This window comes from Pseudomonas sp. R32, assembly GCF_009866705.1.
Taxonomy (GTDB): Bacteria; Pseudomonadota; Gammaproteobacteria; order Pseudomonadales; family Pseudomonadaceae; genus Aquipseudomonas; species Aquipseudomonas donghuensis.
In genome coordinates, this window is the sequence record NZ_CP019396.1 from 4,662,716 (window position 1) to 4,685,744 (window position 23,029).

Sequence of the window (23,029 nt, forward strand, 5' to 3'; positions counted from 1 at the left end):
GGCCCCGCGCGCCATCAACGCCCTTTCCATTCGATACGGATGCAGAACATGCAAAGGCTCAAGCACGGCCTGTTACAGGTCGCCGGTTGGCTGTTCTACGTGAGCCTGCTCATGTTGATCGCCCTGGCCTTGCCCAACTCCATTTTCGACCCCGACTCGAAGGACTTCATTTTCCTGGTCGGCGCCGTCGGCATCTGGCGCTATTCCATGGGAGCCACGCACTTTGTGCGCGGCATGCTGTTCCTCTACGTGGTCTACCCCTACCTGCGGCGCAAAGTGCGCAAGCTCGGTAGCGCGGCCGACCCGTCCCACGTGTACCTGATGGTCACCAGTTTTCGCATCGATGCCCTGACTACCGCCCAGGTCTACAGCTCGGTGATCCGCGAGGCGATCGACTGCGGTTACCCGACGACGGTGGTCTGTTCACTGGTGGAAATGTCCGACGAGCTGCTGGTGAAAAGCCTGTGGGAAAAATACAACCCGCCGGAACGTGTAACCCTCGACTTCGTGCGCATCGCCGGTACCGGCAAACGCGACGGCCTGGCCTACGGCTTTCGTGCCATCTCCCGCCACCTGCCGGATGAGAACGCAGTGGTCGCGGTGATCGATGGCGACACCGTGCTCGGCGAAGGCGTGGTCCGCAAGACCGTGCCCTGGTTCAAGCTGTTCGGCAATGTCGGCGGCCTGACCACCAACGAATTCTGTGAAGTGCGTGGCGGCTACATCATGAGCGAATGGCACAAGCTGCGCTTCGCCCAACGCCACATCAACATGTGCTCGATGGCCCTGTCCAAGCGCGTGCTGACCATGACCGGGCGCATGTCGGTGTTCCGCGCCGCCGTGGTGACCAACCCCGAGTTCATCGCCGACGTCGAGAACGACTCGCTGCAGCACTGGCGCCTGGGCCGCTTCAAGTTTCTCACCGGTGACGACAAGTCCAGCTGGTTCAGCCTCATGCGCTTGGGCTACGACACCTTCTACGTGCCGGATGCGGCGATCAACACGGTCGAGCACCCGCCGGAAAAAAGCTTCATCAAGGCCAGCCGCAAACTGATGTACCGCTGGTACGGCAACAACCTGCGGCAGAACTCCCGGGCCCTGGGCCTGGGTATCCGCCGCCTCGGCCTGTTCACCAGCGTGGTGCTGTTCGACCAGCGCGTGTCGATGTGGACCAGCCTGCTGGGCCTGACCGTCGCAGTGATCGCCAGCCTCAAGTTCGGCCCGGCGTTCCTGCTGGTGTACCTGCTGTGGATCGGCATCACCCGGCTGATCCTGACGATCATGCTGCTGTGCTCGGGTCACAACATCGGCCCGGCCTACCCGCTGATTCTTTATTACAACCAGATCGTCGGCGCGATCATGAAGATCTACGTGTTCTTCCGCCTCGACAAGCAGTCCTGGACCCGCCAGCCCACTGCCCTCAAGCGCGACCTCGCCAGCTTTCAACAATGGTTCAACACCTGGTCCTCCCGGACCATGACCTTCTCGGCGGCCAGCATCTTCATTGCTGTGCTGTTCATGGTCGTGTGAGCCGGAACCCGATTGGATTAAACAGGAACAAATCGCCATGAATACCGCCGTCAACGTCAATGTCGTGCATGAGTCCGAAGCCCAGCGTCAGCACGCGCGGGTGCGCATCCCGGCCAAGCTGCGCTACCTGGGGGGGAACCGCGAAACCCTGGAAGTGAAGGTCGACGACCTCTCCGCCGGCGGCCTGAGCTTCCACGCCAAGCACCCGTTGAAGGTTGGCGAAGTGCTGCGCGGGCGCCTGCAGTTCACCGTCGACAAGCTCGGCCTGGCCATGGACATCGAGATCCAGGTGCGCTCTTTCGACCCGTCCAGCGGCCGCACCGGCGTGCAGTTCCAGAACCTCGAACCGCGTGACATCGCCACCCTGCGCCACATCATCACCTCGCACCTGTCCGGCGAGCTGATCACCATCGGTGATGTGCTCAGCACCCTGCAGCGCGACAACTTCACCAAGGCGCGCAAACAGAAGGATGCCAGCGGCGGCATGAGCGCGTTCGGCCGCCTGCGCGCAGTGACCTTCAGCCTCGGCGTGTTCGTGGTCGGCGTGGCGGCGTTCGGCTTTATTGCCAAGTCGGTGTATGGCCTGTACTTCGTCAGCCATGCCCAGGCCGGGGTGGTCAGCGTGCCGACCAGCAACGTCACCATGCCGCGCGACGGCACCGTGCAGGGCCTGGTGGAAAACGGCGGCCAGGTGGTCAAGGGCGCGCCGCTGGCCTCGTTCAGCACCAGCATGCTGGACATGCTCAAGGGCCACCTGGATGACCAGCAGCTGGAGCCGGCCAAGGTCGAGGAGCTGTTCGGCAAGCAGATGAGCGGCACCCTGACCAGCCCCTGTGATTGCGTGGTCGCCCGCCAACTGGTGGATAACGGCCAGTACGCGAGCAAGGGTCAGGTGATTTTCCAACTGATTCCGCGCACCAGCAATCCGACCATTGAAGCGCGCTTCAGCTATCGCCAGTTCGACGACGTCAAACCAGGCTCGCGCGTCAACTTCCAGATCGCCGGTGAAGGCGACTGGCGCAAGGGCGAGATCGTCAGCAGCACCAGCCTGAACAGCGAAGACCTGTCTTCGGATATTCGCGTGCAGATCAAGCCAGAGGGTGCACTGCCCAGCGAACTGGCCGGCCGCCCGGTGGCGGTGGACAGCAACCGTGGCCCGTCGCTGGACTGGCTGATCGATAAAGCCGTGGCCCGTGGGCTCTAAGGGAGACATGCCGGTGAACACCAAGATTGCCACCCCCTGCGTGGGAGCCGGCCTTGCCGGCGATGGGCTGCGCAGCAGCCCCAATGGGCAAGGCCGGCTCCCACAGGGGTCGAGCTATATCCTCAGTCTGTGCAGCCTGGCCCTGGCCATCAGCCTGGCCGGTTGTGCCGGCCTGCCCGACCAGCGCCTGGCCAACGAGGCGCTCAAGCGCGGTGACACCGCCCTGGCCGAGCAGAACTACCGCCAGCTCGCCGACCTCGGTTACAGCGAAGCGCAGGTAGGCCTGGCCGATATCCAGATCGAAACCCGCGACCCGGCCAAGCTCAAGGAGGCCGAGGCCACCTACCGCGCTGCCGCCGATATCTCGCCGCGTGCCCAAGCCCGCCTCGGACGCCTGCTGGCCGCCAAGCCGGACGCTACCGAAGCCGAGCGCCAGGAAGCCGAAACCCTGCTGAAAAAAGCCTTCGCCAATGGCGAGGGCAATACCCTGATCCCGCTGGCGATGCTTTACCTGCAATACCCGCAGAGCTTCCCCGGCACCAACGCCCAGCAGCAGATCGATAAGTGGCGTGCCGCCGGTTACCCCGAAGCCGGCCTGGCCCAGGTCCTGCTGTACCGCACCCAGAACACCTATGACCAGCACCTGGACGAGGTCGAGCGCATCTGCAAGACCGCGCTGAGCAGCACCGACATCTGCTATGTGGAACTGGCCACCGTCTACCAGAAACGCGCCCAGCCCGAGCAACGGGCGGCACTGATCGAACAGCTGAAAAGTGCCTACCAGCATGGCGCGATCCCCGCCACCCGGGTCGACAGCGTTGCCCGCGTACTGGCCGACCGCAGCCTCGGCCAGACCGACGAGAAAACCGCCCAGGCCCTGCTTGAGCAGGTGGCGCCGGTCAACCCCGGCTCCTGGGTCAGCCTGGCGCAATTGCTCTATGACTTCCCCGAGCTTGGCGACACCGACACGCTGATGGAGTACATCGACAAGGGCCGCGCCGCCGAACAGCCGCGTGCCGAGTTGCTGCTGGGCCGCCTGTACTACGAAGGCAAGACTGTAGCGGCCGACGCGCAGAAAGCCGAAACCCATCTGCTCAGCGCCGCCAACGCCGGCGAAGTCAGCGCCCATTACTACCTGGGCCAGCTGTACCGCCGTGGCTACCTGGGCAATGTCGACCCGCAAAAAGCCGTCGATCATTTGCTCAGCGCCGCCCGCGGCGGCCAGCTCAGTGCCGACTACGCCCTGGCCCAGCTGTTCAGCGAAGGCCACGGCATCCGCCAGGACCTGGTCAACGCCTGGGTGTTCAGCCAACTGGCACAAGCCAATCCCAGCGACCAGTCACGCGAGCTGGCAGCCCAACTCGATCAGCAACTCACCCCGGCGCAGAAGGCCCAGGCTCAACGCCTGTTGCAACAAGAACGCCAGGCCCGTGGCGCCATGGGCCCCGCTGCCCTGGCCCTGCAAGCGCAACCCGAACAAGGCGAGGACTCCCTATGACACTCAATCCGTGGATGAAAGCAGGCGTAGGCCTGGGCTTTGCCCTGCTCTGGTCCTGCCCGACCCTGGCAGCGATGACTGCTGAAAAGAACTTCGGCCTGGACGTGAAGATCACCGGCCAGTCCGAAGACGACCGCGACCTGGGCACCCGTTCCGGCGGCGACGTCAACGGCCTGGGCCTGGACCTGCGCCCCTGGGTGTACGGCGAGCGCGGCAACTGGAGCGCCTTCGCCATGGGCCAGGCGGTGGCGGCTACCGACATCATCGAGACCGACACCCTGCGCCAGTCCGGTGACCAGGCCGAGGCCGACAGCGGCCGCACCAATGGCCGTGAAGCGGACAAAAACTACCTGGCCATGCGTGAGTTCTGGGTCGGCTACAGCGGCCTGACCGCCTACCCCGGCGAGCAGCTGCGCTTCGGCCGCCAGCGCCTGCGCAACGACGACGGCATGTGGCGCGACACCAATATCGAAGCGCTGAACTGGACCTTCGACACCACCCTGCTGCGCGCCAACCTGGGCGTGGCCGAGCGCTTCAGCGAGTACCGCACCGACCTCACCGAGCTGGCCCCGGAAGACAAGGACCGCCTGCACGTTTACGGCGACGTCGCCACGCAGTGGACACCCGGCCACTGGGTCGGCCTGCGCGCTCACCACAGCCACGACGACGGCAAGCTGAAAAACCCGGGCGAAACCGTCGATGCCCTGGACAAGACCCGCACCGGCGACCTCACCTGGCTGGGCCTGGAAGCCAACAGCGACGCCTACAACTGGCGCAACCAGAACCGCGTCAACTACTGGGGCAGCATGACCTGGCTGACCGGCGATCGCGACAGGCTCAACACCACCACGGTCAACGGCGAGCAGGTGGCCAGCGGCAAACAGAGTGGCGACGTCAATGCCTGGGCCACCGACCTCGGTGTCCGCCTGCGCCTGGATCCCAACTGGCAGGTCGGTGCCGCCTACGCCCGCGGCAGCGGCGGCGGTGGCAGCGATGGCTCGGGCAACTACGAGCAGACCGGCCTTGAGAGCAACCGCTCCAACTTCACCGGCACCCGCTCGCGGGTCCATCGCTTTGGCGAAGCCTTCCGCGGCGAGCTGGGCAACGTACAGGCGGCGACCCTGTTCACCTCCTGGCAACTGCGCGACGACTACGACGCCAGCCTGATCTACCACAAGTTCTGGCGCGTCGATGGCGACCAGAACATCGGCAGCAGTGGCATCAATGCCGTGGTCGAGGACAACGGCATCAACCGGCCGCTGGTCCAGGGCGAGAAAGACCTCGGCCAGGAGATGGACCTGGTGGTCACCAAGTACTTCAAGCAAGGCCTGTTACCGGCCTCGCTGAGCCAGTCGATCGACGAGCCGTCGGCGCTGGTGCGCTTTCGTGGCGGCGTGTTCAAGCCCGGTGATGCCTATGGCAAGGAAGCGGACTCCTACATGCACCGCGCTTTCGTCGACGTGATCTGGCGCTTCTGACGCCTGGGGTGCAATGAAATGAGCCTTCCTCCGAACACGCTCCATGCCCTGCTGGCCGGCACCCTGCTGCTGGCCAGCAGCATCGCCCTGGCCAACGGCCAGGCGCCGACGCCGGTGGCCAAGGAGCTGCAGCAGGCCAAGACCTACACCGTCAGCAGCGCGCCGATCGAGCCGCTGCAGATCCCGGCACCGACCCTGCCGGACCTGTCCGGCTACACCGTTGATGCCGTGCAGAAAAAGATCGTCCGCAGCCACAAGGGCAAGGTTTCGGTGCGGCGCATGCTCCAGGAAAACAGCCTCAAGGAGTTCATCGGCGGCGACAACAAGATGGCCGAATGGGTGGCGCGCCAGCATGGCATCCCCCAGGCGATCTTCATCGACGACGGCCATGTCGACTTCACCGAGTTGAGCAAGCAGGTGCCCAGCCAGTACCTGCGCGAAACCGCACCGGGCGTGTACCTGGCGCGCCTGCCGATCGTGGTCGGGCCAAAAGGCGTGCTCGAGATCGACGCCAAGGTCAAGGAACTGCGCCTGTCCCAGGAGGGCGGCGCGTTCATCGTCAACGACGGCAAGCTGTTCGTCAGCGATACCCGGGTGACCGGCTGGCGCGAGCAGGACAACGGCCCGGCGACCTTCCGCTCGCCCAAGGAGTTTCGCCCGTTCCTGCTGTCCTGGGGCGGCACCGAGACCTACATCGTCAACAGCAAGATGGCCAGCTTCGGCTACGCCAAGAGTAAGTCCTACGGCGTGAGCATCTCCCAGTACACGCCGAACATGGCCAAGCAGATGGGCCGTTCGGAACCCACCGGCTGGATCATCGGCTCCGAATTCAGCGACATGTGGTACGGCTTCTATTGCTACGAAACCAGCGACTTCGTGGTCAAGGACAGCACCTACCGCGACAACATCGTCTACGGCATCGACCCCCACGACCGCTCGCACCGCTTGATCATCGCCGGCAACACCGTGTACGGGACCAAGAAAAAGCACGGCATCATCGTCTCGCGCGAGGTCAACGACAGCTGGATCATCAACAACAAGAGCTATGACAACAAGCTCTCGGGCGTGGTGATCGACCGTAACAGCGTCAACAACCTGATCGCCTACAACGAGATCTACCGCAACCACACCGACGGCATCACCCTGTACGAGAGCGGCGACAACCTGATCTGGGGCAACAAGCTGATCAACAACCGCCGCCACGGCATTCGCGTGCGCAACAGCGTGAACATCCGCCTGTACGAGAACGTCGCCATGGCCAACGGCCTGGTGGGCGTGTACGGGCACATCAAAGACCTGTCGGAAACCGACCGCGACATCGCCCTCGACCCGTTCGACACCAAGGTCTCGCTGATCGTCGTCGGCGGTGAGCTGGCGGCCAACGGCAGCGGCCCGCTGTCGATCGACTCGCCGCTGAGCGTGGAACTGTACCGGGTCTCGATGCTGGCCCCGAGCAAGGCCAGCGGCATCAGTTTTTCCGGGGTACTGGGCGAGCGCCAGGACGAGATTCTCGACCTGATGGTGCGCCAGGGCAAAGCCGTGCTGATCGATCCGGTCGAGCGCCAGACCGAAATGCTGGACTGAGGAAGCCAATCTTATGCAACCACAACTGACCAAGCTGCTGAGCCTTTCCGGCCTTGCCGCCGCCCTGTTGGCGATCAGTGCCCAGGCGTCGGCCGAGCAGGCCCAAGCACCCAGCTTCAGCGCCGAACCGTGCTGCCAGCTGTGCCCGCAGGCCCACGACGCCAGCCGCTACACCACCCGCTACCAGCAGAACTTCACCACCCTGATACAAGCCCAAGGCGACTGGCTGTTCCGCACCCGCGAAGACCTGCGCACCGAGTTTGACACCACGCCGGCCGGCTACCGCCGCCTGCAGCAGTTGCACGATGCGTTCAAGGCCAGGGGCGTGGAACTGGTGATCGTCTACCAGCCGACCCGTGGCCTGGTGAACCGCAACATGCTCAAACCCGCCGACAAGGCCGCCTTCAACTACACCAAGGCGCTGCACAACTACCAGGCCATGCTCGGGCGCTTCAGCAAGATGGGCTACACCGTGCCCGACCTGTCGCCGCTGACCAACGAACAGTTGGCCGCCGCCGACCAGGGCAAGGATTTCTACTTCCGCGGCGATCAGCACTGGACCCCCTACGGCGCCGAGCGCGCGGCGAAGATCGTCGCCGACAGCGTGCACAAGATGGCGGCCTTCGCCGAGGTGCCCAAGCGTGAGTTCGAAAGCCACAAGTCCGGGCGCATGGGCAAGACCGGCACCCTGCACAACGTCGCCGGGCAACTGTGCGGCACCAGCTACGCGGTGCAGTACATGGACCAGTTCGTCACCGAACCCAAGGGCGAGAGTGGCAGCGACGACCTGTTCGGCGATTCCGGCAACCCGCAGATCACCCTGGTTGGCACCAGCCACAGCGGCAAGAACTACAACTTCTCGGGCTTTCTCGAACAGTACATCGGCGCCGACGTGCTCAACGTCGCCTTCCCTGGCGGCGGCCTGGAAGGCTCGATGATCCAGTACCTGGGCAGCGAAGCGTTCCAGAAAAACCCACCGAAGATCCTCATCTGGGAGTTCTCGCCGCTGTACCGCCTGGACCAGGAAACCATCTGGCGGCAGATGCTCGCCCTGGTCGACAACGGCTGCGCAGGCAAGCCCGCGCAGATGAGCGCCAGCACCACACTCAAGCCAGGCAAGAACGAGCTGATGGTCAACGGCCGTAACGGCGTGATCAAGGACCTGACCAATGGCCGTCACCAACTGGACATCCAGTTCGAGGACACCTCGGTCAAGACCCTGCAAGCCACCCTCTGGTACATGAACGGCCGCCACGAGGACCTGAAGATCGAGAAGCCGCAGACCGCCGACACCGATGGCCGCTTTGCCTTCGAGCTGCGCGAGGACGAGGACTGGGCCGCCCAGACCCTGCTCGCCGTGGAAGTTCAGGGGCCGCAGAGCGGCAGCCAGAAAGTCGCAGCCACGCTGTGCAAACGCAAGTGAGGTGCTTATGAACACATTCAGCACATCCCCTGTAGGCGCGGGCTTCAAGGTGCTCGCGCTGGCCCTGGCCCTGTTCGGCCCGGCCGTGCAGGCCGCCGGGCTGGTTCCTCCCCAGGGTTACTACGCCGGGATCGAGAAACTCAAGAGCGGCGGCAGCGACTTCAAGTGCGAAGCCATCCCCCGCCCCTACACCGGCAAGCTGCAGTTTCGCAGCAAGTACGAAGGCTCGGACAAAGCCCGCGCGACCCTGAACAAGGCCTCGGAACAAGCCTTTCGCGATTCCACCGCGAGCATCACCACCCTTGAGCGCGGGGTCAGCAAACAGGTCATGCAGTACATGCGCGATGGCCGCCCGCAGCAGCTCGACTGCACCCTGGAGTGGCTGAGCAGCTGGGCCAGCGCCAATGCGCTGATGTCCACCGACTACAACCACACCGGCAAGTCGATGCGCAAATGGGCGCTGGGCAGCCTGAGCTCGGCCTGGCTGCACCTGAAGTTCTCCAACTCCCAGCCGTTGGCTGCGCACCAGCAACAGGCCGAGCTGATCGAGAAATGGTTCGGGCGCCTGGCCGACCAGGTGGTCAAGGACTGGAGCGACCTGCCGCTGGAGAAGATCAACAACCACTCCTACTGGGCGGCCTGGTCGGTGATGGCGACCGCCGTGGCCACTGACCGCCGCGACCTGTTCGACTGGTCGTTGAAGGAATACCGGGTGGCCGCCAACCAGGTCGACGCCCAGGGCTTTTTGCCCAACGAGCTCAAGCGCAAGCAACGTGCCCTGGCCTACCACAACTATGCCCTGCCGCCGCTGGCGATGATCGCCAGCTTCGCCCAGGCCAACGGTGTCGATGTGCGCCCGGAAAACAACGGCGCGCTCAAGCGCCTGGGTGAACGGGTGCTGGCGGGGGCGAAAGACCCGAGCCCGTTCAAGGCCAAGAATGGTGAAAAGCAGGACATGGATGACCTGAAGATCGACAGCAAGTACGCCTGGCTCGAACCCTGGTGCAGCCTCTACCGCTGCAACAGCGATGTGCTCGGGCGCAAGCACGACATGCAGCCGTTCAAGAGCTTCCGCCTGGGCGGCGACCTGACCCGGGTCTATGACCCGCAGGCCGAACAGAAAAAGTAAGGATCTGCATTGTCCCTGTGGGAGCTGGCTTGCCAGCGATCGGAACACCGCGGTGTGTCAGATACGACGCCTCGCTGGCAAGCCAGCTCCCACAGGGTTGGTGCAAGGCAAAGATTTGATCTGGTTTCTCCCGGGAGGTTTCACGGGGGGTTTGGGGGGCTGCTGCCCCGACTGATAACGACAAGGAGAGATCGGGATGGTGTTTTCATCCAATGTGTTCCTGTTCCTGTTCCTGCCGATCTTTCTCGGCTTGTACTACTTGAGCGGGCAACGCTATCGCAACGCCCTGTTGCTGCTGGCCAGTTATGTGTTCTATGCCTGGTGGCGGGTGGACTTCCTGGCGCTGTTCGCCGGGGTCACCCTGTGGAACTACTGGATCGGCCTGAAAGTCGGCGCCGCCGGCGTGCGCACCAAACCGGCCCAGCGCTGGCTGCTGCTGGGCGTGGCGGTCGACCTGTGCATCCTCGGCTACTTCAAGTACGCCAACTTCGGCGTCGACAGCCTCAACGCGATCATGACCTCGTTCGGGCTTGAGCCGTTCATCCTCACCCACGTGCTGCTGCCGATCGGCATCTCGTTCTACATCTTCGAGTCGATCAGCTACATCATCGACGTGTACCGCGGCGACACCCCGGCGACCCGCAACCTGATCGACTTCGCCGCCTTCGTGGCAATCTTCCCGCACCTGATCGCCGGCCCCGTGCTGCGCTTCAAGGACCTGGCCGATCAGTTCAACCACCGCACCCACACCCTGGACAAGTTCTCCGAGGGTTGCACACGCTTCATGCAGGGCTTCATCAAGAAGGTGTTCATCGCCGACACCCTGGCGGTGGTCGCCGACCATTGCTTCGCCCTGCAGAACCCGACCACCGGCGACGCCTGGCTCGGCGCCCTGGCCTACACCGCGCAGCTGTACTTCGACTTCTCCGGCTACAGCGACATGGCCATCGGCCTGGGCCTGATGATGGGCTTTCGCTTCATGGAGAACTTCAAGCAGCCGTACATCAGCCAGTCGATCACCGAGTTCTGGCGGCGCTGGCACATCAGCCTGTCGACCTGGCTGCGCGACTACCTGTACATCACCCTGGGCGGCAACCGCGGCGGCACCTTCGCCACCTACCGCAACCTGTTCCTGACCATGCTCCTGGGCGGGCTGTGGCACGGTGCCAACTTCACCTACATCGTCTGGGGTGCCTGGCACGGCATGTGGCTGGCGATCGAGCGGGCCCTGGGCATCAACGCCGCGCCGCAGCGCTTCAACCTGGTGCGCTGGGCCTTCACCTTCCTGCTGGTGGTGATGGGCTGGGTGATCTTCCGCGCCGAAAACCTGCACGTCGCCGCACGCATGTACGGCGCCATGTTCAGCTTCGCTGACTGGCAACTGTCGGAGCTCAACCGCGCCAGCCTCACCGGCCTGCAAGTGGCGACCCTGGTGCTGGCCTACGCGACCCTGGCGTACTTCGGCCTGCGCGACTTCTACCGCAACGCCAAGCCCGAAGCCAAGGCCAGCCCCGTGGCGGTCCACGCCGACGGCAGCCTGGGCCTGGACTGGGGCCTGTACGCCACCCGTGCGCTGGTGCTGCTGCTGTTCGTTGCCTCGATTCTCAAGCTCTCGGCGCAAAGCTACTCGCCGTTCCTCTACTTCCAGTTCTGAGCGAGCCGACCATGACCCGATCATTACGCAAACTCTACGCCCTGCTGTTCCTCGCCCTGTTGCTGGGCCTGGGCCTGTGGTCGCTGGGCGGCCTTGGCAGCTTCCAGCGCAGCGCGCAAATGACTGCCCTCGACGGCAAGCTGGCCAAGGCCGCCGAGACCCACTACGACGAGCAGTTCCCGCTCAAGCGCATCGGTACCAACCTGTGGGCGGCGCTGGATTTCAAGCTGTTCAACGAAGGCCGCCCGGGCGTGGTGCTGGGCCGCGAGCACTGGCTGTTCAGTGACGAGGAGTTCAAGCCGGTGGCCAATAGCGACCAGTTCGAACAGGAAAACCTCGCGCTGATTCGCGGTGTACGCGACACCCTGCAACAACGCGGCGTGCAGTTGGTGCTGGCGATCGTGCCGGCCAAGGCGCGGTTGTATCCGGAGTACCTCGGCGAGCAGACCCCAGCCAGCCTGCACACTGACCTGTACAACGAGTTCCACGCCCAGGCCCGCCAGGCCGGTGTGTTCGCCCCCGACCTGCTGGCGCCGCTGCAGGAGGCCAAGGCCCGTGGCCAGGTGTTCCTGCGCACCGACACCCACTGGACGCCGCTGGGCGCCGAAGTGGTCGCCCAGCACCTGGCCGCCGCCGTCGCGCGCCAGACCCTGCTCAACGGCGAGCCGCAGCAGTTTGTCACCGAACAGCGCCAGAGCGCGCCGTACAAAGGCGACCTGACCAACTTCCTGCCGCTCGACCCACTGTTCAGCAACCTGCTGCCGCCGCCGGACACCCTGCAAAAACGCAGCACCCGCCCAGCCCAGGCTGAAGGTGAAAACGGCGACGCACTGTTCGCCGACAACGAAATCCCGGTGGCGCTGATCGGCACCAGCTACAGCGCCAACCCCAACTGGAACTTCCTCGGTGCCCTGCAACAGGCGCTGCGCAGCGACGTGGTCAATTACGCCGAAGACGGCCATGGCCCACTGCTGCCGATGCTCAAGTACCTGCAAACCGACGCCTTCAAGAACAGCGCGCCGCAAGTGCTGATCTGGGAGTTCCCGGAACGTTATCTGCCAATGCAAAACGACCTCAGCGCATTCGATCCGCAGTGGATCGCGCAGCTGAAAAAAACCCGCAATGCCAATCAAGACCTGGCCCTGTCGTCCCATCGGACGGAAAACTGAAGAGGAAACGCACATGACCTTGCATACCCCAAAGCACCGCATCGCCAAAGCCTGCGCCCTGGCCGCAGGGCTCAGCCTGCTGTCGCTGCAAGCCTTCGCCGGCGCCGATGCCGCACTGTATGGCCCAACCGCACCGAAAGGCTCGACCTTCGTGCGCATCTACAACGCCAGCGCCCAGCCAGTGAGCGCCAGCGTCGGCAATACCCAGATCAACGCGGTGGCCGCCCAGGGCAGCAGTGATTTCAGCTTCATGCCCCAGGGTGATTACAGCGCCAAGGTCGGCAGTCAGAGCCTGCCGGTCAAGCTCGCCGCTGATCACTACTACACCCTGGTCAACAACGCTTCGGGCCAGCCGCAACTGATCGAGGAGCCACCGTTCAGGAACAAGCAGAAATCCCTGGTTCGGGTACAGAACCTCAGTGACCAGGCCCTGACCCTGAAGACCGCCGACGGCAAGACCGAAGTGGTCAAGCCGGTCGCCGCCAAAGCCCGTGGCGAGCGCGAGATCAATCCGGTCAAGGTCAGCCTGGCGCTGTATGAAGGCGACAAGAAAGTCAGCGACCTGAAGCCTGTGGCTCTGGAGCGCGGCGAAGCGGCGGTGCTGTATGTCACCGGCTCCGGCAGCAACCTGTCGCCGGTCTGGGTCAAGCGCCCGGTATCCACCCGTTAACCACCTGCCTATTTCAATTTTTGGAGAACACTCATGATTCCAGTCATTCTGTCCGGTGGTAGCGGCTCGCGTCTGTGGCCCCTGTCGCGCAAGCAATTCCCCAAGCAGTTCCTGGCCCTGACCGGTGAACACACCTTGTTCCAGCAGACGATCGAGCGCCTGGTGTTCGACGGCATGGACGCGCCCATCGTGGTCTGCAACAAGGACCACAAGTTCATCGTCAGCGAGCAACTGCACAACCTGAAACTCGAAACCCAGGGCATCCTCATGGAGCCCTTCGGCCGCAACACCGCGCCAGCGGTAGCCCTGACCGCGATGAAGCTGGTCAACGAAGGCCGTGACGAGCTGATGCTGGTGCTTCCGGCCGACCATGTGATCGATGACCAGAAAGCCCTGCAACGCGCCTTGGCCCTGGCCACCGTGGCCGCCGAGCGCGGCGAGATGGTGCTGTTCGGAGTCCCGGCGAGCAAACCGGAAACCGGCTACGGCTACATCAAGTCGAGCCAGGATGCGCTGCTGCCCGAAGGCGTCAGCCGGGTGGCGCAGTTCGTCGAGAAGCCGGACGAAAAGCGCGCGGCCGAATTCGTCCGCGCCGGCGGTTACTTCTGGAACAGCGGCATGTTCCTGTTCCGCGCCAGCCGCTTCCTCGAAGAGCTGAAAAAGCACGATGCCGACATCTACGACACCTGCCTGCTGACCCTGGAGCGCAGCACGCAAGACGGCGACAACCTGAACATCGACGAAGCCACCTTCGCCTGCTGCCCGGACAACTCCATCGACTACGCAGTGATGGAGAAGACCCGGCGTGCCTGCGTGGTGCCGCTGTCGGCCGGCTGGAGCGATGTCGGCTGCTGGTCGTCGCTGTGGGATGTGCACGAAAAAGACCACAACGGCAACGTCACCAAGGGCGACGTGGTGGTCCAGGACAGCCGTAACTGCATGATCCACGGCAACGGCAAGCTGGTGTCGGTGATCGGCCTTGAGAACATCGTCGTGGTCGAGACCAAGGACGCCATGATGATTGCCCACAAGGACAAGGTTCAGGGCGTCAAGCAACTGGTCAACACCCTCAACGAACAGGGCCGCAGTGAAACCCAGAACCACTGCGAGGTGTTCCGGCCGTGGGGCTCGTACGACTCGGTGGACATGGGCGGGCGCTTCCAGGTCAAGCACATCACCGTCAAGCCCGGCGCCAGCCTGTCGCTGCAAATGCACCACCACCGTGCCGAGCACTGGATCGTGGTGTCCGGCACCGCCGAGGTGACCTGCGACGAGAACGTGTTCCTGCTCACCGAGAACCAGTCCACCTACATCCCGATCGCTTCGGTGCACCGCCTGCGCAACCCGGGCAAGATCCCGTTGGAGATCATCGAAGTGCAGTCCGGCAGTTACCTGGGCGAGGACGATATCGAGCGCTTTGAAGATGTCTACGGGCGCTCGACGCCGATCGAGCGCGGGATCTCGATCAAGACCATCGCGCAGTAACCCCGTAGCCTGCCCATCGCCGGCAAGGCCGGCTCCCACACTGGATCTGTATTCACAATCCCTGTGGGAGCCGGCCTTGCCGGCGAAGCTTTTTGAGGCCCACCCGATTTACGGTTAGGATGAAAGCACCCCGCACACAAGGTTCATTCCATGTTCATCGGTGCCCTGCTGATCCTCACCTGGCTGGTCCTGCTGCTGCGCTACCCGGCCAAGGCCCTGCCGATTTCCCTGGCAGCATTGCTCGGCCTGGGGCTGGTGGCGTTGTGGGTGGTGTGGCTAGACAACCGCGAAGCCAACCAGTTGGCCCGCCTGGAACTGCGCCTGACCTACGCCCCCGAGCAGTGCCCGGCCGATCGCCCGCTGCAAGTGCACATCAACAACGGCAACTCGGTGCCTTTGCTGGAACTGCGCTGGCGGGTCGCCGCCTATGCCCCGGGCGATACCGTCAACCTTGCCGAAAACACCTATGCTGCACCGCGCTACCGCGGCCCGGGCGAGCTGCAACCTGGCGCCAGCTGGCAAGAGTGCCTGCCGTTGCCACCGCTGCGCTCCGGCTACCGGCCACAGAGCGTCGACTACCGCGCCGAGCACCTGCAAGGCAGCTTCGCCGACTGAGCACCTGGTATTTTTGCCAGGTTACCCCAGCGGCAAAACCCTGTTGAATATCGCTGCAGACTTCACTGCCTAGCGGAGTAAGGTCATGGTCGATACATCGCCAGCGGTTCAGGACGAATTCAAGCGGCTCTTCGAACGTATCAATAACCATCGGTCCCTGGCCAAGCCGGTGGTGATCCTGGTGTATTCGGACACCTGTCCGGCATGCGCCGACGCCAAACGCAATGTGACTACCCTGGCCAACAACGGCTATCGGGACCGCGTTCAGTTCTATCAACTGACCTTCGCCGCCTTTCAGGCATTGTCCTGCGACCTGCAGGTTACCCATGTGCCCACTCAACTGCTGTATGACACTGCAAGCCAGCGCCAGCTGTGGACCGGCATCTGCACCGAACAGTTGGAAAATGCGCTGAAAACATTGATCGCTGAAGTATGATCCAGTACCCCCACTGCTCAAGGACAGCAACTTATGCCAAGCGTCTTGATCACCGGTTGCTCCAGCGGTATCGGCCTGGCCCTGGCCGAAGCTTTCAACAACGCGGGCTTCGACGTCTGGGCCACGGCGCGCAAGGCTGAAGATGTTCAGCGCCTGGCAGCCTCGGGTTTCACCGCCCGCCAGCTGGACGTCAATGATCCAGCGGCATTGAGCCAACTGGCAAACGAGCTTGAGCAACGCGGCAATGGCCTCGATGTGCTGATCAACAACGCCGGTTACGGTGCCATGGGCCCACTGCTCGACGGCGGCGTCGAGGCGATGCGCCGGCAATTCGAGACCAATGTCTTCGCCCCGGTGGGCGTCACCGCTGCACTGTTTGCCTTACTGCGACGCAATCGGGGCCTGGTGGTGAACATTGGCAGCGTCTCCGGGGTTCTGGTGACCCCGTTCGCCGGCGCCTATTGCGCTTCCAAGGCCGCAGTCCACGCGCTGAGCGAAACCCTGCGCCTGGAGCTGGCACCGTTTGCTGTACGGGTCATGGAAGTGCAGCCAGGCGCAATTGCCTCGCAGTTCGCCAGTAACGCCGGGCGCGAGGCCGAGCAATTACTCGACGAAACCTCGCCCTGGTGGCCGCTGCGCGAAGGCATCCGCGCCCGCGCCCGGGCCTCCCAGGACAACCCGACACCGGCCGCCACATTCGCCAAAGGCGTGCTCGATGCCGTGCAGAAAAGCCCGACGCCGACGCTGGTGCGCCTGGGCAATGGCAGCCGGGCATTGCCGTTACTGGCCAGCTGGCTGCCCAACGGTATGCTGCAAAAGGTCCTGAAAAAACGTTTCGGTCTGAACCGGATGCTGTGATCTTCCCGGTTTTCGGGGGTGAACGCCTGCGATAGCTGACCCTATCGCTAACTATAAATTGCACGCTAGAGCATTTTCCAAAGCCTCGCCAAGGCGAAGAATCCCTACCGTATTTGAACGGCTGGCCAGCCCTCTGTGTCCTTGCACGCCCTTGAGTTAGGGCCTGCATGCCCCATTTGCGGGCAGAGAACACTGCCGGTTCAAAGACATTCAGGGAAAAACCTCCAGGATCGGAGCCCCGTGGTCTGGCTGGCAGTCTTTCTCACAAATGCGATCAGGTAAATTCTGGAGTCATTCGTGAAACAAGCTCAACTTCCGCGCAAGATACCCACACAAGCCCGCTCGAGGATGATGGTCGAGACCATCCTCAAGACTACCGCCACCGTCGTGGTCAAGCACGGTTACGCCGGTACCAACACCAACCTGGTGGCGCAGCGCGCCGGGGTTAGTGTCGGCTCGGTGTACCAGTACTTCCCGAACAAGGACGCGCTGATTGCCGCCCTCTACGAACGCCACGCGCAGTCGGTGAACCGGGTAATCCTCGATGTCGCCGGCCAGTACGAAGTGGCCGACCTGCAGGCGCACATCAAGCTGCTGGTGCGCGCCCTGCTGCAGTTGCACCTGCAGGAACCGGAGCTGCATCGTCTGCTCGACAAGGATTTCGCCTTCCTCAGCAACGAATCCAGCGAGCATCAGTACAAAGCGCGCATCTCCCAGTCGATCGAGTGCCTGCTGCAACGCTGGAGCCACCAGTTGGCCCACTCCAACCTGCAGTCGGCCGCCTGGCTGACGGCGCAGATGATCACCTCGATGGTCAAGGCCTACATCCTTGATGCGCCACAGATCAGCCAGGTGGAAATCGAGCAGGCCATCAGTTGCTCGGTGACCGGGCTGCTGTGCTCAAGCCCCAACCCGGCCTTCACCCGGCGCCCGTACCTGCTCGACAGCAGCAACAGTGCCCTGGCCCATTCACGCATTCCCGCCGCGTGAAGCCTGTACCCGCTGCAATTGCTGGTAGCGTTCCAGCAAACGCCGTGATTGCAGGTAACTAGGCACTTCCACCACCAGGCCATCGACTTCGGCGCGCACACTGCCGGTACTGGCCGCTTGTTCGAACGCATCGATCTGCCGCCGTGCCAGGTCGGCCTCTGCCGCCGTCGGCGTCAGGTAGCGGTTGGCAACGGCCACATGGGCCGGATTGACCACGCCTTTGGCCTGGTACCCGATTGATCGGGCAAATTGCATGTCTGCCTCGGCACCGGCGTCATCGGCAAAGGTGTAAGGCGAGTCGATGGCCAGCACCCCTGCGGCCGCACATTCGAGCAAAAACCGCGAACGCGGATAGTAGAGTTCGGTACCGGCACGACTGCGCCCGGCCCCCAGGTCGGCAACCATGTCTTCGGTGGCGACCAGCATTGCCTTGATCCGCGGGCTGGAGTGGGCGATCTCGATGGCCCGGACCACGCCCAGGGCGGTTTCGATATTCGGCACGATCAAGGTCGATCCGGCTTCGATCGCATACTGCGCTTCCAGGCGAGTGATCTGCTTGTCCAGCTCGATCATCTGCTCGCAGGCCTCGACCTTGGACATCATGACCACTTGCGGACGCGCGGCCATGACCGCTTCAAGGTCTTCGTAGCCACAGGTTTCGAACGGGTTGATGCGCACCGAGCTGATCCGCCCGCATTCGCGCCAGTGCTGCATGATGCTCACCGACAAGGCCCGCGCTTCGGCGCGGCGGGATGGCGGGGTGAAATCCTCCAGCTCCTGGACCAGCACATCGCCGCCGCCATTGAGCGCATCGAGCAGTGCCGCTTGATCGGCCCCCGGGATGAAGAAGAAGGTGCGGCAAAGCGCCAGCGGATTATCCTTGGAAACAGCCATGATGACGTCCTGTACTAAGAGAATGGAAAACAACTAAACAACTAGAGCATCGCCAGGCCGCCATCGACGGCGATGGTGGTGCCACTGACGAAAGAAGCCTTGCCCGACAGCAACCAGCAGATCACTTCGGCCGCTTCCTCGGCGCTGCCTTCGCGGCGCAGGGCCGTCATGCCATGCAGTTGTTCAAGCTTGCCGGCATCACGGGTGGTGTCGTCGAGCATCGGCGTGCGGATCACTGCCGGGGCGACGCAGTTGACGTTGATGCCGCGCGGCCCGAGCTCACGCGCCAGGCCTTTGCTGAGGGTGATGACCGCGCCCTTGCTGGTGGCATACCCCAGTGTGCCGGCCAACCCGCCACCGCGAATGCCGGCGACACTGGCCACCGTGCAAATGCGTCCGCCACGCGCCATGAGGCGAACCGACTGCTGCACCACACTGAAGGTCGCGATCAGGTTGATATCCAGCAACTGACGCAAGCGCGCAACGCTCAACTGCTCGAAAGGCGCGGTATCAACGACACCGGCGCAGGTGGCCAGTACGTCCACCCGCCCCTGCCAGTGTTCAATCTCGGTAAACGTTGCCGCCACTGCCTGCTCGTCACACAAGTCCAGGGTGAAGCTGCGATGCTGCGGGCCAAGCGCCGCCAACGTCGCCGCCAACCCGCGCTCATCGAGGTCCAGACACGCGACCCGATAGCCCTCGTCAGCCAGTTGCCGGGCAGTTGCCGCGCCGATCCCGCTGGCCGCGCCGGTCACCACGGCAACCTTGGTTTGTTCCAACATATCAACTGCACTCCTTGAGGCAAACCGTGAACCTTTCATTACCAGTCCACGCCTGTCCGACATGCTAAAAGAATGTTGAGACAACAACTACTCGCTTACCGCCCCCCGATAATAACGGGGCAAAGCCGAGCCGCTGCCAGGTTTAACTCGCATTTAACAAAATTGTTAAATATCCGATACCCAGACTCGTTATCGCCGACGAAATGCGAGCAACTTGCAAATCCATTTTATTTTCATCGCGACAAATCGACGCAGCGTCTCATAACGAACCATAACGTCCATTTAAAACCCAGCAAGCCCGCGTATTTCCTGAGCTCAACCTGAGCAATCACGCAGCGCCGCACTCGGTTATTTGAATGCGAGTAGCCATAGCACGGCAACTTGCCTAGGATAAGAAACAAATTGAAACGTTGTTAAAAGTGACAACTACCCGCTCAACGATGTTTCAACTTTCTTGCAATCTTCAGCCCCACAAATCAATAAAAGGACGTTCACGATGAGCAACAAGGGTTTTGACACCGTCATTGAAATCAAATACCGCGACACCGACTCGATGGGTCATGTCAGCAGCCCGATTTATTATGACTACATGCAGCACGCCTACCTCTGCTACATGCACGATCTGCTGAAACTGCCAAAGAGCGAAAAGCTGCCGCACATCATGGTTCGCAGTGAGTGCGACTACATCAAGCAAGCCATGTATGGCGAAACCCTGGTGGTCACCAGCGAAGTCGTGAAGTTCGGCACCAAGAGCTTTGAAATCGAGCACACCATGCGCCGTCAGGACGACAGCAAGGAAGTGGTCGCCAAGGCCAAGTCCTACCACGTCATGTTCGACTACGACAAACAGTCCACCATCCCTGTACCGCAAGCATTCAAGGATCAGGTCCTGGCGTTCCAGGAAGGCTGAGCAGCTGCTCAAGGATGACGGTTTCGCCGGGCGCCTTGCGGCCGGCGAACAGACTGCAAAGGTAACCTAGCAATGAAACTCTCCTGGACTCCGCAGCAACATGAGTTGCTGGTGAAATATCGGGAAATCGGTGCCGAGCTGGCCACCGCCCGCAAAACCGCAGCGCCCGGTTTCGATCATTACGGTTGGCAACGCCTGTGCGACGCCGGCCTGTGGCAATTGGTGATTCCGGCCAGCCATGGCGGCCTGGGCGAGGACTGGTGGGGCTTTACCGCCGCCCTCGAAGGCCTGGCCTCTTCGATCCGCACGCCGGAGCTGTTGCTCTCGGTGATCGCTCAGGCCGGCATGGTTCGCGCGCTGATGCTGTACGGCAGCGACGAGCAGAAAGACCGCTACCTGACCGCGATCCTCAACGGTGCACTGAGTGCCACCGGCATTGCCGAACCCGGTACCGGTACCGATGTGCGCAGCATCCACAGCCTGCTGACGCCGGTCACCGACGGATATCGCCTGAACGGCAGCAAGTTCAATATCGCCCACGCACCAGTGGCCGATTTCATGCTGATCGTGACCAAGCTGGACACTGACGCCAAAGCCAACATTGCCCTGGTCATGATCGACAAGGACACCCCGGGCCTGACCCGCGGCGAGCCTGACGACAAGCTGGGCAACAAGCACCTGCCCACCGGCCCGCTGTATTTCGACAACCTGGCCATCCCGGCGTCCCAGGTGCTCGGTCAGCCTGGTCGCGGGCTGCAGCAGCTGATCAAGATCATTTCCCTGGGGCGCCTGTACTACGGCCTGGTGGCCGCCAACCTGCCGACTCCGTTCCTGACCGAGGCCATGCAGTACGCGGCGCAGCGCGAAAGCTTCAACAGCGCTATCGACAACCACCAGTATGTGCAGAAGCGCCTGGTGGACCTGGCCATGGGCATGGAGCGCAACCGCTGGATGGTTTATGCCGCGCTGGATCAGCTGCTCAACGACCATCCACAGGCGTTGATGAGCTGCTCGATCGCCAAGCTCGGCGCGGCCCAGGACTTCATCAACAGCGCCATCAGCCTGCTCAAGCTGTATGGCAGCCTGGGTTACCACGAAGGCGACATCGCCAACCTGGTCAAGGATGCGTTGGGGTTCGCCAGCGTCGGCGGCACCGAAGAAATGCACCAGAAAAACATCTTCAACCAGCTGCTACGCCTGACACAGGCCGCCTGAAGCGGTCGAGCCAGCAGCCCGCAAGCCTTTTTTCGCAACCCCTGCCACCACGCCGGCCAGGCCCGTACGGTCCTGCCAGGCGTGGCACGGCGGCGGGATTCTGCCTGCCTTTTATTCCGTCCATCCATGAAGAGAGCAGATCGGATGCCAACCAAATCGATACCCCTGCACAGAACCCCCGTCGCCCAGATGCCTGCTGCCTTTGCCCAGCCCGTCGACGACCGCTTCGAACATGCCAGCCTCGATGAACTGCGCGCGCATCAGTTGCTGCGCCTGCGTCAGAGCCTGGCGCACGCTTACAACAACGTGCCCTGGTACCGCGAGCAGTTCCATGCCCGGGACGTGCACCCCTATGACCTGGAGAGCCTGGAAGACCTGTCCCGCTTCCCGCTGACCAGCAAGGCCGAACTGCGCGAGCATTACCCCTTCGGCCTGTTCGCCGTGCCCATGGACCAGGTGTCACGCCTGCATGCCTCCAGCGGCACCACCGGCAAACCGACCGTGGTTGGCTACACCCGCAACGACATCGACGTCTGGTCCTCGTTGGTGGCCCGTTCGATCCGTGCCGCTGGCGGCAAGCGCGGCGACCGAATCCACATCGCCTATGGCTACGGCCTGTTTACCGGGGGCCTGGGGGCCCACTACGGCGCCGAGAAACTCGGCTGCACGGTGATCCCGATGTCAGGCGGCCAGACCGCACGCCAGGTGCAACTGCTCAAGGACTTCCAGCCAGACATCATCATGGTCACCCCCTCCTACATGCTCAACATCGCCGAGGAAATCGAGCGCCAGGGCATCAACCCTCATGAGCTGTCGCTGCGGGTCGGGATCTTCGGTGCCGAGCCCTGGGGCCAGCAGATGCGCACCGAGCTGGAGCAACGCCTGGGAATCCAGGCCCTGGACATCTATGGCCTGTCGGAAGTCATGGGCCCGGGCGTGGCCATGGAACACCTGGACACCAAGGATGGGCCGACCCTCTGGGAAGACCATTTCTACCCGGAAATCATCGACCCGCAAACCGGCGAAGTGCTGCCCGACGGCCAGTTCGGCGAGCTGGTACTGACCACCCTGAGCAAGGAAGCGCTGCCGATGGTGCGCTACCGCACCCGTGACCTCACCCGCCTGCTGCCAGGGAATGGCCGGGCCATGCGCCGGCTGGACAAGATTACCGGCCGCAGCGACGACATGCTGATCATTCGCGGGGTCAATGTGTTCCCCAGCCAGATCGAGGAACAGCTGCTGAACCTGTTCATCTTCAGCCCCGTGCATGAGCTGCACGTCAGCCGCGAGGGCAACCTCGACTCGCTGACCGTCCAGGTCGAAATGCGCCCTGAGCACAGCCGCCTGAGCACCGAGGAACAGCTTGCCGCCTGCCAGCACCTCAGCCACCAGATCAAGGTGCATGTGGGCATCAGCACGCGCATCGTCCTGCAGCCGTGCAACACCCTCAAGCGCTCTGAAGGCAAGGCCGGAAAAGTCATCGATCTGCGCGGCAAACGCTAAAA

General features: G+C 63.0%; 20 protein-coding genes. 18 read left to right on the forward strand and 2 right to left on the reverse strand.

The window, feature by feature from the left end:
- Nucleotides 1–39: 39 nt before the first annotated feature.
- The 15 genes from alg8 to PspR32_RS21570 all read left to right on the forward strand — a co-directional run bounded on the left by alg8 (nt 40) and on the right by PspR32_RS21570 (nt 17,723).
- Nucleotides 40–1,530, forward strand: coding sequence for a mannuronan synthase (alg8, locus tag PspR32_RS21500; RefSeq protein WP_026001177.1), 1,491 nt, complete (start codon nt 40–42; stop codon nt 1,528–1,530).
- A 37-nt stretch (nt 1,531–1,567) separates the two neighbouring features.
- Nucleotides 1,568–2,734, forward strand: coding sequence for an alginate biosynthesis protein Alg44 (locus PspR32_RS21505; protein ID WP_159389134.1), 1,167 nt, complete (start codon nt 1,568–1,570; stop codon nt 2,732–2,734).
- Between the two features lie 7 nt (nt 2,735–2,741).
- Nucleotides 2,742–4,232 (forward strand): alginate biosynthesis TPR repeat lipoprotein AlgK, encoded by a 1,491-nt coding sequence (gene algK, locus PspR32_RS21510; protein ID WP_232531779.1) that lies wholly within the window; start codon nt 2,742–2,744, stop codon nt 4,230–4,232.
- Nucleotides 4,229–5,710 (forward strand): alginate export family protein, encoded by a 1,482-nt coding sequence (locus PspR32_RS21515; protein ID WP_100782533.1) that lies wholly within the window; start codon nt 4,229–4,231, stop codon nt 5,708–5,710. Before algK ends, PspR32_RS21515 begins: the two co-directional genes overlap by 4 nt.
- An 18-nt stretch (nt 5,711–5,728) precedes the next feature.
- Nucleotides 5,729–7,294, forward strand: coding sequence for a mannuronan 5-epimerase AlgG (gene algG / locus PspR32_RS21520; protein WP_100782532.1), 1,566 nt, complete (start codon nt 5,729–5,731; stop codon nt 7,292–7,294).
- 13 nt (nt 7,295–7,307) lie between these two features.
- Nucleotides 7,308–8,717 (forward strand): alginate O-acetyltransferase, encoded by a 1,410-nt coding sequence (locus tag PspR32_RS21525; protein ID WP_159389135.1) that lies wholly within the window; start codon nt 7,308–7,310, stop codon nt 8,715–8,717.
- Between the two features lie 7 nt (nt 8,718–8,724).
- Nucleotides 8,725–9,846 (forward strand): mannuronate-specific alginate lyase, encoded by a 1,122-nt coding sequence (locus tag PspR32_RS21530; protein ID WP_010220705.1) that lies wholly within the window; start codon nt 8,725–8,727, stop codon nt 9,844–9,846.
- Between the two features lie 196 nt (nt 9,847–10,042).
- Complete coding sequence (locus PspR32_RS21535; RefSeq protein ID WP_159389136.1) at nt 10,043–11,500, forward strand: MBOAT family O-acyltransferase; 1,458 nt, start codon at nt 10,043–10,045, stop codon at nt 11,498–11,500.
- Nucleotides 11,501–11,511: 11 nt separating this feature from the next.
- Nucleotides 11,512–12,669 carry an alginate O-acetyltransferase gene (locus tag PspR32_RS21540; protein WP_010220702.1) on the forward strand — a complete coding sequence of 386 codons (1,158 nt, stop codon included), beginning with the start codon at nt 11,512–11,514 and terminating at the stop codon, nt 12,667–12,669.
- Between the two features lie 13 nt (nt 12,670–12,682).
- The gene (locus PspR32_RS21545; protein WP_010220701.1) at nt 12,683–13,339 is read left to right on the forward strand and encodes an alginate O-acetyltransferase AlgF; all 657 of its coding nucleotides are present in this window, start codon (nt 12,683–12,685) and stop codon (nt 13,337–13,339) included.
- Nucleotides 13,340–13,372: 33 nt separating this feature from the next.
- Complete coding sequence (locus PspR32_RS21550; protein ID WP_010220700.1) at nt 13,373–14,824, forward strand: mannose-1-phosphate guanylyltransferase/mannose-6-phosphate isomerase; 1,452 nt, start codon at nt 13,373–13,375, stop codon at nt 14,822–14,824.
- Nucleotides 14,825–14,974: 150 nt separating this feature from the next.
- Nucleotides 14,975–15,439 (forward strand): hypothetical protein, encoded by a 465-nt coding sequence (locus PspR32_RS21555; protein ID WP_010220699.1) that lies wholly within the window; start codon nt 14,975–14,977, stop codon nt 15,437–15,439.
- An 85-nt stretch (nt 15,440–15,524) separates the two neighbouring features.
- Nucleotides 15,525–15,875, forward strand: a complete 351-nt coding sequence (locus PspR32_RS21560; RefSeq protein WP_159389137.1) for a thioredoxin domain-containing protein — start codon at nt 15,525–15,527, stop codon at nt 15,873–15,875.
- A gap of 33 nt (nt 15,876–15,908) precedes the next feature.
- Nucleotides 15,909–16,733 (forward strand): SDR family oxidoreductase, encoded by an 825-nt coding sequence (locus PspR32_RS21565; protein WP_159389138.1) that lies wholly within the window; start codon nt 15,909–15,911, stop codon nt 16,731–16,733.
- 297 nt (nt 16,734–17,030) lie between these two features.
- Nucleotides 17,031–17,723 carry a TetR/AcrR family transcriptional regulator gene (locus tag PspR32_RS21570; protein ID WP_145959290.1) on the forward strand — a complete coding sequence of 231 codons (693 nt, stop codon included), beginning with the start codon at nt 17,031–17,033 and terminating at the stop codon, nt 17,721–17,723.
- Here the strand turns inward: PspR32_RS21570 and PspR32_RS21575 are convergent.
- Nucleotides 17,703–18,617 (reverse strand): HpcH/HpaI aldolase/citrate lyase family protein, encoded by a 915-nt coding sequence (locus PspR32_RS21575; protein WP_159389139.1) that lies wholly within the window; start codon nt 18,615–18,617, stop codon nt 17,703–17,705. The two genes, PspR32_RS21570 and PspR32_RS21575, sit on opposite strands and share 21 nt — an antisense overlap.
- A 41-nt stretch (nt 18,618–18,658) precedes the next feature.
- A complete protein-coding gene (locus tag PspR32_RS21580; protein WP_010220694.1) occupies nt 18,659–19,399 on the reverse strand; it encodes an SDR family NAD(P)-dependent oxidoreductase in 741 nt (246 codons plus the stop codon).
- Nucleotides 19,400–19,895: 496 nt separating this feature from the next.
- Between PspR32_RS21580 and PspR32_RS21585 the strand changes: the two genes are divergently transcribed.
- The 3 genes from PspR32_RS21585 (at nt 19,896) to paaK (ending at nt 23,027) form a co-directional block, all read left to right on the forward strand.
- Complete coding sequence (locus PspR32_RS21585; RefSeq protein WP_010220692.1) at nt 19,896–20,309, forward strand: acyl-CoA thioesterase; 414 nt, start codon at nt 19,896–19,898, stop codon at nt 20,307–20,309.
- A gap of 72 nt (nt 20,310–20,381) precedes the next feature.
- The gene (locus PspR32_RS21590) at nt 20,382–21,524 is read left to right on the forward strand and encodes an acyl-CoA dehydrogenase family protein (protein ID WP_159389140.1); all 1,143 of its coding nucleotides are present in this window, start codon (nt 20,382–20,384) and stop codon (nt 21,522–21,524) included.
- A gap of 189 nt (nt 21,525–21,713) precedes the next feature.
- Nucleotides 21,714–23,027, forward strand: a complete 1,314-nt coding sequence (gene paaK, locus PspR32_RS21595; RefSeq protein ID WP_010220690.1) for a phenylacetate--CoA ligase PaaK — start codon at nt 21,714–21,716, stop codon at nt 23,025–23,027.
- Nucleotides 23,028–23,029: the final 2 nt, after the last annotated feature.

Coding starts and splice junctions, on each gene's coding strand:
- alg8 (WP_026001177.1), top strand. CDS start 40: ATGCAGAACATGCAAAGGCTCAAGCACGGCCTGTTACAGGTCGCCGGT.
- PspR32_RS21505 (WP_159389134.1), top strand. CDS start 1,568: ATGAATACCGCCGTCAACGTCAATGTCGTGCATGAGTCCGAAGCCCAG.
- algK (WP_232531779.1), top strand. CDS start 2,742: ATGCCGGTGAACACCAAGATTGCCACCCCCTGCGTGGGAGCCGGCCTT.
- PspR32_RS21515 (WP_100782533.1), top strand. CDS start 4,229: ATGACACTCAATCCGTGGATGAAAGCAGGCGTAGGCCTGGGCTTTGCC.
- algG (WP_100782532.1), top strand. CDS start 5,729: ATGAGCCTTCCTCCGAACACGCTCCATGCCCTGCTGGCCGGCACCCTG.
- PspR32_RS21525 (WP_159389135.1), top strand. CDS start 7,308: ATGCAACCACAACTGACCAAGCTGCTGAGCCTTTCCGGCCTTGCCGCC.
- PspR32_RS21530 (WP_010220705.1), top strand. CDS start 8,725: ATGAACACATTCAGCACATCCCCTGTAGGCGCGGGCTTCAAGGTGCTC.
- PspR32_RS21535 (WP_159389136.1), top strand. CDS start 10,043: ATGGTGTTTTCATCCAATGTGTTCCTGTTCCTGTTCCTGCCGATCTTT.
- PspR32_RS21540 (WP_010220702.1), top strand. CDS start 11,512: ATGACCCGATCATTACGCAAACTCTACGCCCTGCTGTTCCTCGCCCTG.
- PspR32_RS21545 (WP_010220701.1), top strand. CDS start 12,683: ATGACCTTGCATACCCCAAAGCACCGCATCGCCAAAGCCTGCGCCCTG.
- PspR32_RS21550 (WP_010220700.1), top strand. CDS start 13,373: ATGATTCCAGTCATTCTGTCCGGTGGTAGCGGCTCGCGTCTGTGGCCC.
- PspR32_RS21555 (WP_010220699.1), top strand. CDS start 14,975: ATGTTCATCGGTGCCCTGCTGATCCTCACCTGGCTGGTCCTGCTGCTG.
- PspR32_RS21560 (WP_159389137.1), top strand. CDS start 15,525: ATGGTCGATACATCGCCAGCGGTTCAGGACGAATTCAAGCGGCTCTTC.
- PspR32_RS21565 (WP_159389138.1), top strand. CDS start 15,909: ATGCCAAGCGTCTTGATCACCGGTTGCTCCAGCGGTATCGGCCTGGCC.
- PspR32_RS21575 (WP_159389139.1), bottom strand. CDS start 18,617: ATGGCTGTTTCCAAGGATAATCCGCTGGCGCTTTGCCGCACCTTCTTC.
- PspR32_RS21580 (WP_010220694.1), bottom strand. CDS start 19,399: ATGTTGGAACAAACCAAGGTTGCCGTGGTGACCGGCGCGGCCAGCGGG.
- PspR32_RS21585 (WP_010220692.1), top strand. CDS start 19,896: ATGAGCAACAAGGGTTTTGACACCGTCATTGAAATCAAATACCGCGAC.
- PspR32_RS21590 (WP_159389140.1), top strand. CDS start 20,382: ATGAAACTCTCCTGGACTCCGCAGCAACATGAGTTGCTGGTGAAATAT.
- paaK (WP_010220690.1), top strand. CDS start 21,714: ATGCCTGCTGCCTTTGCCCAGCCCGTCGACGACCGCTTCGAACATGCC.